Source organism: Hephaestia sp. MAHUQ-44, assembly GCF_023806085.1.
GTDB lineage: Bacteria > Pseudomonadota > Alphaproteobacteria > Sphingomonadales > Sphingomonadaceae > Sphingomonas.
This window is the reverse complement of record NZ_JAMSLX010000003.1, coordinates 209708-223485: the sequence shown is the minus strand read 5'-3', so window position 1 is coordinate 223485 and position 13778 is coordinate 209708. Positions and strand designations below refer to the sequence as shown.

Sequence of the window (13778 nt, the reverse complement as noted above, 5' to 3'; positions counted from 1 at the left end):
ATGAACCTCATCCAGACGCTCGAAGCCGAGCAGATCGCCAAGATCACGGGCGAAAAGCAGATTCCCGATTTCCGGCCCGGCGATTCGCTGCGCGTCGGCGTGAAGGTCGTCGAAGGCGAGCGCACCCGCGTCCAGAATTTCGAGGGCGTGTGCATCGCGCGCTCGAGCAAGGGCATGGGGTCGAACTTCACCGTTCGGAAGATTTCGTTCGGTGAGGGCGTCGAGCGCGTCTTCCCGCTCTATTCGCCCAACGTCGATTCGATCACCGTCGTGCGCAAGGGCGCGGTGCGCCGCGCCAAGCTCTATTATCTGCGCGGCCGGACCGGCAAGGCGGCCCGCATCGCCGAGCGCCGCGACAACCGCCCGGCAGCGACCGCCGCCGCCGAATAAGCGGTCGTCCACCGGACATCGCTCCAAAAGGGGCGCGGGGAGTTCGCTTCCCGCGCCCCTTTTCGTTGTGACTTTCGTTTCAGGCGTAACCTTTACGCCGCCGCACTTGCGCGGCAATAGTGCGCGATCGCCTCGACCGGGGCACGGGGGCAATCCAATCAAGCGGAGTGATACATGCCGAAATCGTGGCTGCTGGCGGGCGTGATGCTCGTGTCGATCGCGGGCGTCGCGCAGGCGCAGGACGTGGCGCCGCAGAAGCTGACGCTCGACCGGGTTTACGGCGAGCCGGCGCTGGCCGGGCCGTCGCTGCGCGGGCTCCGGCTGTCGCCCGACGGCACGCTGGTGACCTTGCTCAAGGCGCGGCCCGACGAGCAGGCGCGGTACGACCTGTGGGCGATCGATACCGCGACCGGCGCTGAGCGGATGCTGGTCGATTCGAAAAAGGTCGGCACCGGCGCCGAACTGTCCGAGGCCGAAAAGATGCAGCGCGAGCGGCTGCGGATCGGCGGCGACCGCGGCATCGTGACTTATGATTGGGCGCCCGACGGCAAGACCATCCTGGTGCCGCTCGACGGCGACCTGTATCTGGCGACGCTCGACGGCAAGGTGACTCGCCTGACCCAGACCGAGGCGGGCGAGCTCAACCCGACGATCAGCCCCAACGGCACCTATGTCAGCTTCGTGCGCGAGGGTGAGTTGTTCGTCGCGCCGCTTGGCAGCGGCACCGAACGGCAGATCACCCAGGGCGCGAGCGATACGGTGAGCTGGGGCACCGCCGAATTCGTGGCGCAGGAGGAAATGGGGCGGCGCACCGGCTACTGGTGGTCGCCCGGCGACCGCTATCTCGCCGTCCAGCGCACCGACGAGAGCCCCGTCGGCATCGTCAGCCGCGCGGCGATCGGCGCGGCGGGCACCAAGGTGTTCGACCAGCGCTATCCGGCCGCGGGCACGCCCAACGCGCTTGTCGATCTCTATGTCATGAAGGCCGACGGGTCGGGCAAGGTGAAGGTCGATATGGGGCCGAACCCCGATATCTACCTCGCCCGCGTCCATTGGTCGGCGACTGGCGACACGCTCTATGTCGAGCGTCAAAATCGCGAGCAGACCCGGCTCGACATGCTCGAGGTCGATCCCGAGACCGGGACGTCGCGCGTGCTCTTTTCCGAGAAATCGGGGGCCAAGAGCTGGATCAACCTGTCCGATTCGTTCCGCGCCTTGAAGGACGGCAGCCTGATCTGGTGGTCCGAACGCTCGGGCCACGGGCATCTCTATCATTATGTGAAGGGCAAGTTCGTCGCGCTGACGAGCGGGCCGTGGGAAGTGGCCGGGCTGGTCGGCGTCGATCAGGCGAAGGGGCGGCTCTATTTCACTGCCAACAAGGATACGCCGATCGAGCAACAGCTCTATTCGGTCGATATCGCGCGCCCCAACCGGTTGACCCAGATCACCGAGAGCGGCTGGACCAACGGCGCGAGCATGGACGGTGCCGCGAGCAAATTGATCGTTTCGCGCTCGAAAACCGATCATCCGACGCAGGTCTATCTCGCCGATACGACGGGCAAGCGGATCACCTGGCTGCTCGAGAACACGATCGACGCGGCGCACCCTTATGCGCCTTATATCGCCGATCTGCGCCCCACCCGGTTCGGTACGATCACCGCCGATGACGGCACCGTGCTCTATTACAAGATGATCACGCCCAAACTCGAGCCGGGGAAGACATATCCCGTCTTCATGCAGCATTACGGCGGCCCGAGCGCGCAGAATGTCGTCAACCGCTGGAGCGGCGGGCTGCCGCAATATATCGTCGATCAGGGCTATGTGTATTTCGAGGTCGACAATCGCGGCACCGCCAATCGCGGCAAGAAGTTCGAGGACGCGATCTGGCACGCGATGGGCGGGGTCGAGGTCGCCGACCAGTTGAAGGGGGTCGATTTCCTCAAGCGCCAGCCGTTCGTCGATCCGGCCAAGATCACGACTTTCGGCTGGTCCTATGGCGGCTATATGACGCTCAAGCTGCTCGAAAAGACCAAGGGCGTGTTCGCGGCCGGGATCGCGGTGGCGCCGGTGACCGACTGGACGCTCTACGATACGCATTATACCGAGCGCTACATGGGCGACCCGCGCAAGGTGCCCGATGCCTATAATGCCGCCGGGGCGCTCGCCGAATCGGACAAGATCGTCGATCCGCTGCTGCTGATCCACGGGCTGGCCGACGACAATGTCGTGTTCGACAATACGAGCCAGTTGATGGCGAAGATGCAGGCCGCGACGCAGCCGTTCGAGGTCATGCTCTATCCCGGCAAGACGCACAGCATCTCCGGGGTGGGGGCGCATGTCTATCTGACGATGCTCAACTTCCTCAACCGGCACGTCGGATTGCCGCCGGTCGATCCCGGAGGCGATGCGCGCAAATAGGATCGGTTTCGGTTAGGCGCCGCGTCGGAAGGGGGCGGTTGCGTTCCGTTTCAGGACAGGGCGGCCGATTTCAACGCGGGCTTAACCATAGGAATTAGCTGATCGATTCGTGGTTCGGGTGTAGTTCGCCTCGCGGCCGGGTATTTGGCCGCGCGGGGACGGTGTATGGACGCGATCACGACGGTGGACGCACGCGGGCTGGCGCCGGTACGCGGCAAGGCCCGGATCGATGTGCTGGATATTTTGCGCGGGTTGGCGATCCTCGGCATCCTGTTCATCAACGTGCCCTATATGGCCGCGCCGGTGGCGGTGTTTAACGCCGACGTGCGCGCGATCGGCTGGACGCTGCCCGATCGGATCGCGTGGAGCGCCAACTATCTTTTGTGGTCGGGCACCCAGCGCGCGGTGCTGCAATTCCTGTTCGGTGCGGCGGTATTGATCCTGGCGCGCAAGGCGATGGAGCCCGACGGCCCGGTCGCGGTGTCGGATCTTTATTACCGGCGCAATCTGTGGCTGCTCGTGTTCGGCTGTATCGATGCGGTGCTGCTGTTCTGGCCCGGCGACATCCTTCACATCTACGCGATCGCGGCGCTGTTCCTGTTTCCGTTCCGCCGCGTGTCGCCCAAGCTGTTGCTGGCGATGGGGATGGTGTGGCCGCTGATGTTCGCGATCGGCATCCCCGATTACGGCGCGCGCGAATATGTCCAGCGCACGCAATTGGTCCACGAGGTCAGCCATGCGGTTGCCGATCAGCACGCCGGGCGCGCGCTGACGCGTGACGAAGACCGCGCGCTGGCCGATTGGCGGCGCACGCTCCAGTTGCTCGATCGTCCGGTCGAGCGCGCCGAGGCGGCCGCTGCCGAGCGGGCGGCGCATAGCGGCAGCGCGGCGGCCTATGCCAAACATTATTGGCTCGCCTGGCGCGATCTGGTGCAGGAGTGGCTGGTCTGGTCGGTGATCGAGGCGGTGTGCGCGATGATGATCGGCATGGCGCTGTGGAAATGGGGCGTGATCCAGGGGCAGCGGTCGAAACGCTTCTACCTGACGACGCTGGCGCTGGCATATGGGATCGGTTTCACCTGCCGGGGCATCGGGTTGAGCGAGGTGCTCGCCTTCGGGGTCGGGCCGCGCACGATCTGGATCACCGGCGAGGGTGCGCGGCTGGCGATCGGGCTCGGCCATGTCGCGTTGATCAATTATGCGGTGCAGACCCGGCTGGGCGAGGCGATCCTGCGGCCGTTCAAGGCGACCGGGCGGGTCGCGTTCAGCCTCTATTTCCTCCAGCAGTTCATCGGCATGTGGGTGTTGTTCGCGCCATGGGGGCTCAACCTGTGGGGGCGGTTCGGCTGGGCGCAGATGACGGCGATCGCGTGCGCGATGGTTGCCGTTGAGGTGATGCTTGCCAATCTGTGGTTGCGCCGGTTCGCGAACGGGCCGCTCGAATGGCTGTGGCGCTCGCTGGCCTATGGCCGGCCGATGCCGATGCGGCGCACCGATGGTGGACACGCGGCCAGCGAAGCAAAACTTGCTTCCATTCCCAGCCGCATTGCCTAAACAGCACACCGGCCGCAATCCGTGCGGTCGGTGTGATACGGGACAGAAAGACAACTCATGGGTTATCGGGTGGTAGTCGCGGGCGCGACCGGCAATGTCGGGCGCGAAATCCTCAGCATCCTGGCGGAGCGCGAATTCCCTGCCGACGAGATTGCGGTGCTGGCATCGTCGCGGTCTGCAGGCGAGGAAGTCGAGTTCGGCGAGACCGGCCGCAAACTCAAAATTCGCAACATCGAGCATTTCGATCCCACCGGCTGGGACATGGCGCTGTTCGCGATCGGCTCCGAGGCGACCAAGGTCTACGCGCCCAAATTCGCGGCGGCGGGCTGCACGGTGATCGACAATTCGTCGCTCTATCGGATGGACCCCGATGTGCCGCTGATCGTGCCCGAGGTGAACCCCGAGGCGATCGACGACTATACCAAGCGCAACATCATCGCCAATCCGAACTGCTCGACCGCGCAGATGGTGGTGGCGCTGAAGCCGCTGCACGATGCGGCGACGATCAAGCGCGTGGTGGTATCGACCTATCAGTCGGTATCGGGTGCGGGCAAAGCCGGGATGGACGAGCTGTTCGAGCAGAGCCGCAACATCTTCGTCGGCGATGCCGCCGAGGCGAAGAAGTTCACCAAGCAGATCGCCTTCAACGTGATTCCGCACATCGATTCGTTCCTTGAGGACGGATCGACCAAGGAGGAATGGAAGATGGTGGTCGAAACCAAGAAGATCCTCGACCCCAAGGTCAAGGTGCAGGCGACCTGCGTGCGCGTGCCGGTGTTCGTCGGCCATTCGGAAGCGCTGACGATCGAGTTCGAGAAGGCCTTGTCGGCCGAAGACGCGCAGAAAATCCTGCGCGAGGCGCCGGGCGTGATGCTGGTCGATAAGCGCGAGGATGGCGGCTACGTCACCCCGGTCGAATGCGTCGGCGATTATGCCACCTACATCAGCCGCGTGCGCGACGATGCGACGGTCGAAAACGGCCTCGCTCTGTGGTGCGTTTCGGACAATCTGCGCAAGGGCGCCGCGCTCAACGCGGTGCAGATCGCGGAATTGCTCGGGCGGCGGCACCTCAAAAAGGCCGCTTGACGCCGATCCGTCCGGGTCCATCCTCTCCCGACCGATGTCGGGAGAGGATCGATGGCCGAGACGATGACGGGTGGGTGCCAATGCGGGCGCGTGCGCTACGCGGTCGCGGTGTACGATAACGCGGCCTATCTGTGCCATTGCCGGATGTGCCAGCGCGCGACCGGGGGCGTCTCGATCGCGTTCAAGAACGTCAACCGGGCCGACGTGACGTGGCACCACGCGCCCGATTGGTACGCCTCCTCGCCATTTGCCAAGCGTGCCTTCTGCCGTGCGTGCGGCACCCCGATCGGGTTTGCGTTCGACGAGGGCAGCGAGACGATGGACCTGACGATCGGGAGCTTCGACGATCCGGCGCGGTTCGTGCCCGCGCACCATTTCGGGGCCGAGAGCATCCACGAGGCGTGGCTCGACACGCGCGACCTGCCGCGATACCGCACCGATGAGCACAAGCCGCTCGTCGATCGCTGGATGAATACCCTTGGCAAACTCCCCGACTGAGACGCGTTTTTTCGAGAGTTTCGACGGCACGCAATTGGCGTGGCGTGAACTGGGCGCCGGACGGCCGGTGGTGCTGCTCCACGGCTATTTCTCCAACGCGTTCACCAACTGGATTCGCTACGGCCATGCGGCCGCGATCGCTGACCGGGGATTCCGCGTGATCATGCCCGATCTGCGCGGGCACGGCGAAAGCGCGACGCCGCACGATGCGGCGGCCTATCCGCCCGATGCGCTGGGCAAGGACGCGATGGCGCTGATCGCGCATCTTGGCCTGACCGATTACGATCTCGGCGGCTATTCGCTTGGCGCGCGGACCGTGGTGCGGATGCTCGTGGCGCTGGGCGCGGCGCCGCGCCGCGTGGTCGTGGCCGGCATGGGGCTGTCGGGGCTGACCGATACCGGCGCGCGATCGGGGCATTTCCGGCATATCCTGACCAACCTCGGCAGTTTCGAGCGCGGCAGCCCCGAATGGCTGTCCGAAGCGTTCCTCAAGACGACCAAAGGCGATCCGGTGGCGCTGCTCGGCGTGCTCGATACCTTTGTCGATACGCCGCGCGCGGCGATCGCGGCGATCATGCAGCCGACACTGGTGCTTGCGGGCGATGAGGATAACGACAACGGATCGCATGCCGAGTTGGCGGCGCTGTTGCCGAACGGCGAGGCGGCGAGCGTGCCGGGCGGGCATATGAGCGCGGTGACCAGGCCCGAACTGGGCCAGGCGATGGCGGGTTTTCTCGCCGCTTGACCAGCGGACTGCGCGCTGCTCCGATGGTGAATGTGCTGCGGTCTCTTTTGCCGTTCGTCCTGAGCTTGGCGAAGGGCCGTTCTTCTTTTTGCGCGCCGAAAGCAAGAACGGTGCTTCGACAAGCTCAGCACGAACGGCGCCGTGGTCCGTGAGCCATGGAGGGAAACGTCATGCTCAAATCCGGTTTTTCGATGATCGCGCTGGCCGCCGCGCTGGTATCGACAAGTGCCGTCGCGCCGGCGCAGGAGGCACCGTCGGCGGCCGCAGTAGCACAACCCACCGCCGCCGAGGCAGAAGCGTTCGTGAAAGCGGCGGAGGCCGATTTGGCGGCGAAGTCGATCGATCTCGCGCGCATCTCGTGGGTCAATGCGACCTATATTACCGACGATACCGACGCGCTGGCGGCGCAGGCCCACGCCAAATTCACCGAGCTTCAGGTCACATACGCGACCGAGGCCGCGCGCTTCGCCACTGCGCCCGGGCTGTCGTTCGATACCAGGCGCAAGCTCGATATCCTGCGCAGCGGCATCACCTTGCCCGCGCCGAACACGCCGGGCGCCGCCGACGAACTGGCGACGCTCGTGACCAGGATGTCGTCGGCCTATGGCAAGGGCCATGGCACGCTCGACGGCAAGCCGATCAACGGATCGGACATCGAGGCGGCGATGGGGACCGAGCGCGACCCCGCCAAGCTCAAGGAGATGTGGACGAGCTGGAACGATCAGGTCGGGGCGCCGATGCGCGGCGATTATGCCAGGGCGACGGCGATCACCAATCGGGGGGCGGCCGCGCTGGGCTATGCCGACGCCGGGGCGATGTGGCGATCGGGCTATGACATGCCGCCCGCCGAATTCGCCCGGCTCACCGACAGATTGTGGAAGCAGGTCGAGCCGCTGTATCTCGCGCTCCACACCTATGTCCGGTGGAAGCTGAACGAGAAATATGGCGATGCCGTCCAGCCCAGGACGGGGCCGATCCGTTCGGACCTGCTCGGCAATATGTGGGCGCAGGAATGGGGCAATATCTATGATATCGTCGCGCCCGCGGGGGCGGGCGACATCGGTTACGATGTCGAGGCGTTGCTCAAGGCCAAGGGCTATGATCCGGTTCGGATGGTGAAGACCGGCGAGGGCTTCTATTCGTCGCTGGGGTTCGCGCCGCTGCCCGAGAGCTTCTGGCAGCGTTCGCAGATCGTGAAGCCCGCCGACCGCGAGGTGATCTGCCACGCCTCGGCGTGGGATATCAATAATAAAGACGATGTGCGCATCAAGATGTGCACCAAGGTGAATGGCGACGATTTCGTCACCATCCACCACGAACTGGGCCACAATTATTACCAGCGCGCGTACAGCAGACAGCCCTATCTGTACCTCAACGGCGCCAATGACGGCTTCCACGAGGCGATCGGCGATTTCGTCGCGCTGTCGATCACGCCGCAATATCTGGTCCAGATCGGGCTGCTCGACCCCGCCAAAGTGCCGAGCGCGGACAAGGACATCGGCCTGTTGCTGCGGCAGGCGATGGACAAGGTGGCGTTCCTGCCGTTCGGTCTGTTGATCGATAAATGGCGCTGGGGCGTGTTTTCGGGCGAGATCACCCCCGATCATTATCAGGCGGCGTGGGATAAGCTGCGGCTCGATTACCAGGGGATCGAGCCGCCGGTGGCGCGCGACGAGAGCAAGTTCGACGCGGGCGCCAAATATCATATCCCGGCGGGGGTGCCGTACACGCGCTACTTCCTCGCGCGGCTGCTGCAATTCCAGTTCTACAAGGCGGCGTGCGACGAAGCGGGCTGGAAGGGGCCGCTGCACCGGTGCTCGTTCTACGGCAACAAGGAGGTCGGCGCGCGGCTCAACGCGATGCTCGAAATGGGCATGTCGAAGCCGTGGCCCGACGCGCTCGAGGCATTCACCGGCACCCGCGAGATGTCGGGCGCGGCGATGGTCGCCTATTTCGCGCCGCTGAAGACGTGGCTCGACCAGCAGAACAAGGGGAAACCGAGCGGCTGGTGAACGTTGTCGCCCGATGGGACCGCCGGGGGCGTGTCGGCTAGAGTTCGAGTAAAGCGGAAAAGGGAATCGGATATGCGCGCGATCATGGCGGGATTGCTGCTGACGGGGGCGCCGTTGATGGCGCAGACGGCGGCCACCGATGATCCTTATATCTGGCTTGAGGACAAGGACGGGGCGAAGGCGCTTGCCTGGGTCGAGGCCGAGAATGCCAAGACCTTGCCCCGGCTCGAAAACGATCCGCGCTACCGGACGTTCTATGACGAGGCGGTCGCGATCGCGGCGGCTGAGGATCGGATTCCCTATCCCGACCAGCGCGGCGGGCGCATCCTCAATTTCTGGCGCGATACCGCCAATCCGCACGGGCTGTGGCGCGCCACGACTGCCGCGAGCTACGCCACCGCCGCGCCTGAATGGACGACGCTGCTCGATCTCGATGCGCTCGGCAAGGCCGAGGGCAAGACCTGGGTGTGGAAGGGCGCGACCTGCCTCCAGCCCGAGGAGCGGCGGTGCCTCGTCAGCCTTTCGGTGGGCGGCGAGGACGCCGTGACGGTGCGCGAGTTCGATCTGGCGACCGGGACATTCGTCGCCGGCGGGTTCGACCTGCCGATCTCGAAGCAGGATGTCGCGTGGATCGACAAGGATACGATCGCGGTGGCGCGCGACTGGGGGCAGGGGACGCTGACCCAATCGGGCTATCCGTTCGTGGTCAAGACGCTCAAGCGCGGGCAGCCGCTCGATCGAGCGCATGAGGTGTCGCGCGGCGCGGCGAGCGATCAGGGCTCGTCGGGGGCGACGACGCTGACCGATGCGCAAGGCCATCATGCGACGCTGCTTTATCGCTACAAGACCTTCTTCGGATCGGAAAAATCGCTGTTGACCGATCGCGGCGCGGTGGCGCTGCCGATCCCGCCCGAGGTGACGCCGGTGGGGATGGTCGCGGGGCGCGTGCTGTTCCAGACCAGCGAGGACTGGACGCCAGAGGGCGCGGCGACGATCCCGGCGGGGGCGCTGGTATCGGTGACGCTTGACGATCTGGGCAATGGCGGCGCGCTGGCGCCGCACGTCGTGTTCCAGCCGGGGCCGCGCCAATCGATCGACGGGGTGGCGACGACCAAGGACACGGTGATCCTCGCCTATTCGGACAATGTCCGCGGGCGCGCGGCGGTCTATACGCCGACCGCGACGGGCTGGAGCGCGCGGCCGATCGCGCTGCCCGACAATGTCAGCATCGGGATCGCCTCGTCGACCGATCGCAGCAATCAGGCGTTTCTCGACGTTACGGGATTTCTGACCCCGTCGAGCCTGTGGACGCTCGATGCCGCGACGGGCGCGGTTGCCGCGGTCAAGACGACGCCGGCGCGGTTCGATGCCGCGCAGGACGTGGTCGAGCAATATGAGGCGACGTCGAGCGACGGGACGAAAATTCCGTACTTCATCGTCCATCGCAAGGGCATCAAGCTCGACGGCACGACGCCGACGATCATGACGGCTTATGGCGGGTTCGAAGTGTCGATGACGCCGTATTATTCGGGCACGACGGGCAAATTGTGGCTCGAACGCGGGGGCAGCTTCGTGCTCGCCAATATCCGTGGTGGCGGCGAGTTCGGGCCCAAATGGCATGAGGCCGGGCGCAAGACCAAGCGGCAGATCATCTACGACGATTTCGCGAGCATTGCCGAGGATCTGTTCGCGCGCGGGCTGACGAGCAAGGCCAGACTCGGCATCTATGGCGGCTCGAACGGCGGGCTGCTGATGGGGGTCGCGTTCAACCAGCATCCCGATCTGTGGAAGGCGGTGGTGATCCAGGTGCCGCTGCTCGACATGCTGCGCTACGAGCAGATCCAGGCGGGGGCGTCGTGGGTCGACGAATATGGCAGCGTTTCCAATCCCGAAGAGCGCGCGTTCCTCGAAAAGATTTCGCCGTACCAGAATCTGAAGAAGGGCGTCGCCTATCCCGAGCCGTTCATCTGGACGACCACCAAGGACGACCGCGTGGGCCCGCAGCATGCGCGCAAATTCGCCGCGCGGATGAACGAGTATGGGCTGCCCTATCTGTTTTACGAGGATACCGCCGGCGGCCATTCGGGCGATGCCGATATCAAGCAGGGCGCGCGGTTGCAGGCGCTGCAAATGGTCTATTTCAGCCAGAAACTGATGGGGCCGGTGGCCGACTGAAGGTGTGGGGCCTTGTCCGACAAATGCTCTTGCTGCACCGCAGCAGAGAGATTATATCGTGGCCATCATGAGTCACGCGCCCACGATCTTCGAAGCCATCGTCAAACAGCAGGCGGTTGCGGCCACCTACAATCTCGGTGAGGTGACGCTGGCGCCGCACATCATCTACACGCGCCACGGCGAGATGTATGTCGATGCGCTGACGCTGGCGCGCGACGGCAAACCGCCCAAGGAGCCCAAGATCGGCGCTTTCAAGCTCGACGGGCTGGGCGCGCTGCGGCTGACCCCGCGCAAGTTCGAGCCGAGCGCGTTGTTCGATCGCGCCGATCCCAAATATGAGGGCGTCGCGCTGCTCGCGATCGAGGCCGAGGGCGCCACCGCCTGATCGGCGCAGCCGGCGCAGCGGTCGTCGGCCTTCCTTGACAAGCCGATGTGCGCGGACGCTTGGTGCGCGGGGCAGGCAGACAAGGATCTCGCGACATGACCGGCGTTTCCGCGACCCCATTCCCGCGCGATTGTCGCGACGCGGCCGATGCCGACGATCGCGCCTGGCTGCATTGGGCGGTCGGCGAGATCGAGGCCGATCAGGCGCGCTCGGCCGATACCCATCTGATCAAGGTGCCGCTGGCAGGGCTCGATGGCATCCATGTGTATTTCAAGGACGAATCGACGCATCCCTCGGGCTCGCTCAAGCATCGGCTGGCGCGATCCCTGTTCCTGTACGCCTTGTGCAACGGCTGGGTCGGCGAGGACACGCCGGTGATCGAGGCATCGTCGGGATCGACCGCGATTTCCGAAGCCTATTTCGCGCGGCTGCTGGGGTTGCGGTTCATCGCCGTGGTGCCGGCGGGAACGGCCGCTGCCAAGATCGTCGAGATCGAGCGGCTGGGGGCGGAGTGCCACTTTGCCGAAGGGGGCGACATCTACGCGGCGGCCGAGCAACTCGCGGCCGATCTGGGTGGCCATTATATGGACCAGTTCACCTATGCCGAGCGCGCGACCGACTGGCGCGGCAACAACAATATCGCCGAATCGATCTTCGAGCAGATGGCGCACGAGCGGTATCCGGTGCCGACGTGGATCGTCGTCGGCGCGGGGACGGGCGGCACCTCGGCGACGATCGGGCGCTACGCACGCTATCGCCGCGCGAGCTGCCGGCGGACGCGACTGGCGGTGGTCGACCCCGAAGGATCGGTGTTCGCCGAGAGCTGGCGCACCGGGCGCACCGATCTGACCTCGACCGCGCGCAGCCGGATCGAGGGGATCGGGCGACCGCGCGTCGAGCCGTCGTTCCAGCCGCACGTCATCGACCGGATGATCGAGGTGGCCGATGCGGCGAGCTTTGCTGGCGCGCGTTTCCTGTCGGCGCGGCTCGGGCGGCGCGTTGGCCCATCGACCGGCACCAATCTGATCGGGGTGATCGCGCTTGCCGAGGAGATGATCGCGCGCGGCGAGCAGGGCAGCATCGTCTCGCTGATGTGCGATTCGGGCGAGCGCTATCTCGACAGCGCGTTCAACGCGGCCTGGCTCGACGCCAATGTGCCGGGCCATAGTGACTGGGCCACGCGGCTGGCGCGCTATTGAACGTCGATGGCAGGGGCCGCCACCCCGTCTTGTCATCGCGTCGCGCCTTCCTCTTTCCCTCAAGGGAGAGGGGAAGAATCTGTGGCGGAAGGGCAGGAGCTGGCCATGCGCCCGAGTTTAGAGCAGCGATTTTAACGATGCCCCGTTCGTGCTGAGCTTGTCGAAACACCGTCATTCGTGCAGCCTCCACAGAAAGAAGGGCCCTTCGACAAGTTCAGGGCGAACGGGTTATGGCGACGATCTTGATGTTCGGCGCGATGCTCCATGGAGGGCGCATGACGGTGAGGTTCTTCGGCAACGTGCTGGCAGTGATCGGGGCGGTGTCTTTGCCGATGCCCGCGCTGGCCGCCGAGCCGGTAACGGTGCTGTTCATCGGCAACAGCTTTACCTTCGGCGCCAATTCGGCTGCGATCCGGTATCGCGCCGATAGCGTTGACGATCTCAATGGTGACGGGATCGGTGGCGTCCCCGCGCTGTTCAAGGCGTTCACCGAGCAGGCCGGGCTCGATTATCGCGTCGCGCTTGAAACCGCGCCGGGCCGGACATTGCAATGGCATTGGACCAACCGGCGCGACCGGATCGATCGGCGCTGGGATCATGTCGTGATGCAGGAATTGAGCGTGCTCGATCCCGCGGCGCCCGGCAACCCGGCGACGACGAGCGATTATGCCGGGCGGCTCGCGGCGATGATGGCGGCGCGTAATCCCGAGGTCGATATCAGCCTGACCGCGACCTGGACCCGGCCCGACGAGATTCGCCGCGCCGGCAGCCGCTGGTACGGCTCGTCGATCTATCAGATGGCGCTCGACCTCAGGCGTGGCACCGATGTGGCAGCCGCGGCGAACCCCGCGATCGACCGGGTCAATCCGGTGGGGCAGGCGTTCAACTGTGCGATTCAGGCGGGGTTCGCCGATGCCGATCCCTATGACGGGATCGCGTTCGGCCAGGTCGATCTGTGGTCGTACGACCAGTATCACGCCAGCATCGCCGGCTATTATCTCGAGGCGCTGGTGGTGTTCGCCGGGATCACCGGCAAAGACCCGCGCACGCTGGGCAAAGGCGAGCACGCGGCGGCCGATCTGGGGCTGTCCCCCGATCAGGCGGTGCAACTCCAGCAGGCGGCGGCCGCGACGATCGACGGGCGCGATTGCAGGGCGATCACACCCGATTCGTAAGCGCCACGCTGCGTCGATGGTTCCGTCTCTGCCGTAATATCCACCGTCTCCACGACGATGGACCCGCGTGTGCGGCGGGGGCGGTGCGTTTCGCGCAACTTAATTGACAAGAAAATTGTTTTTCTTATTCTCGCCTGAGCA

Annotated in this window: 11 protein-coding genes; all 11 read left to right on the top strand. The window is 65.2% G+C overall.

What is annotated here, in order from left to right:
• The 11 genes from rplS to NFE57_RS04965 all read left to right on the top strand — a co-directional run bounded on the left by rplS (position 1) and on the right by NFE57_RS04965 (position 13637).
• A complete protein-coding gene (gene rplS / locus NFE57_RS05015; RefSeq protein ID WP_252134464.1) occupies positions 1 to 390 on the top strand; it encodes a 50S ribosomal protein L19 in 390 nt (129 codons plus the stop codon).
• Positions 391 to 564: 174 nt separating this feature from the next.
• Complete coding sequence (locus NFE57_RS05010) at positions 565 to 2808, top strand: S9 family peptidase (RefSeq protein WP_252134463.1); 2244 nt, start codon at positions 565 to 567, stop codon at positions 2806 to 2808.
• 165 nt (positions 2809 to 2973) lie between these two features.
• Entirely contained in the window at positions 2974 to 4362 is a 1389-nt protein-coding gene (locus tag NFE57_RS05005) for a DUF418 domain-containing protein (protein ID WP_252134462.1), read from the top strand.
• Positions 4363 to 4419: 57 nt separating this feature from the next.
• Entirely contained in the window at positions 4420 to 5448 is a 1029-nt protein-coding gene (locus tag NFE57_RS05000; RefSeq protein ID WP_252134461.1) for an aspartate-semialdehyde dehydrogenase, read from the top strand.
• Between the two features lie 51 nt (positions 5449 to 5499).
• Positions 5500 to 5946, top strand: a complete 447-nt coding sequence (locus NFE57_RS04995) for a GFA family protein (protein ID WP_252134460.1) — start codon at positions 5500 to 5502, stop codon at positions 5944 to 5946.
• The gene (locus NFE57_RS04990) at positions 5927 to 6691 is read left to right on the top strand and encodes an alpha/beta fold hydrolase (protein ID WP_252134459.1); all 765 of its coding nucleotides are present in this window, start codon (positions 5927 to 5929) and stop codon (positions 6689 to 6691) included. Before NFE57_RS04995 ends, NFE57_RS04990 begins: the two co-directional genes overlap by 20 nt.
• Before the next feature lie 170 nt (positions 6692 to 6861).
• On the top strand, positions 6862 to 8703 hold the full coding sequence (locus tag NFE57_RS04985; RefSeq protein WP_252134458.1) for a M2 family metallopeptidase: 1842 nt from the start codon (positions 6862 to 6864) through the stop codon (positions 8701 to 8703).
• A 72-nt stretch (positions 8704 to 8775) separates the two neighbouring features.
• A complete protein-coding gene (locus NFE57_RS04980; RefSeq protein ID WP_252134457.1) occupies positions 8776 to 10878 on the top strand; it encodes a prolyl oligopeptidase family serine peptidase in 2103 nt (700 codons plus the stop codon).
• A 67-nt stretch (positions 10879 to 10945) separates the two neighbouring features.
• Positions 10946 to 11263, top strand: a complete 318-nt coding sequence (locus NFE57_RS04975) for a WYL domain-containing protein (protein WP_252134559.1) — start codon at positions 10946 to 10948, stop codon at positions 11261 to 11263.
• 95 nt (positions 11264 to 11358) lie between these two features.
• A complete protein-coding gene (locus NFE57_RS04970; RefSeq protein ID WP_252134456.1) occupies positions 11359 to 12462 on the top strand; it encodes a PLP-dependent cysteine synthase family protein in 1104 nt (367 codons plus the stop codon).
• 230 nt (positions 12463 to 12692) lie between these two features.
• Entirely contained in the window at positions 12693 to 13637 is a 945-nt protein-coding gene (locus NFE57_RS04965; protein ID WP_252134455.1) for a DUF4886 domain-containing protein, read from the top strand.
• Positions 13638 to 13778: the final 141 nt, after the last annotated feature.

Coding starts and splice junctions, on each gene's coding strand:
- rplS (WP_252134464.1), top strand. CDS start 1: ATGAACCTCATCCAGACGCTCGAAGCCGAGCAGATCGCCAAGATCACG.
- NFE57_RS05010 (WP_252134463.1), top strand. CDS start 565: ATGCCGAAATCGTGGCTGCTGGCGGGCGTGATGCTCGTGTCGATCGCG.
- NFE57_RS05005 (WP_252134462.1), top strand. CDS start 2,974: ATGGACGCGATCACGACGGTGGACGCACGCGGGCTGGCGCCGGTACGC.
- NFE57_RS05000 (WP_252134461.1), top strand. CDS start 4,420: ATGGGTTATCGGGTGGTAGTCGCGGGCGCGACCGGCAATGTCGGGCGC.
- NFE57_RS04995 (WP_252134460.1), top strand. CDS start 5,500: ATGGCCGAGACGATGACGGGTGGGTGCCAATGCGGGCGCGTGCGCTAC.
- NFE57_RS04985 (WP_252134458.1), top strand. CDS start 6,862: ATGCTCAAATCCGGTTTTTCGATGATCGCGCTGGCCGCCGCGCTGGTA.
- NFE57_RS04980 (WP_252134457.1), top strand. CDS start 8,776: ATGCGCGCGATCATGGCGGGATTGCTGCTGACGGGGGCGCCGTTGATG.
- NFE57_RS04975 (WP_252134559.1), top strand. CDS start 10,946: ATGAGTCACGCGCCCACGATCTTCGAAGCCATCGTCAAACAGCAGGCG.
- NFE57_RS04970 (WP_252134456.1), top strand. CDS start 11,359: ATGACCGGCGTTTCCGCGACCCCATTCCCGCGCGATTGTCGCGACGCG.
- NFE57_RS04965 (WP_252134455.1), top strand. CDS start 12,693: ATGGCGACGATCTTGATGTTCGGCGCGATGCTCCATGGAGGGCGCATG.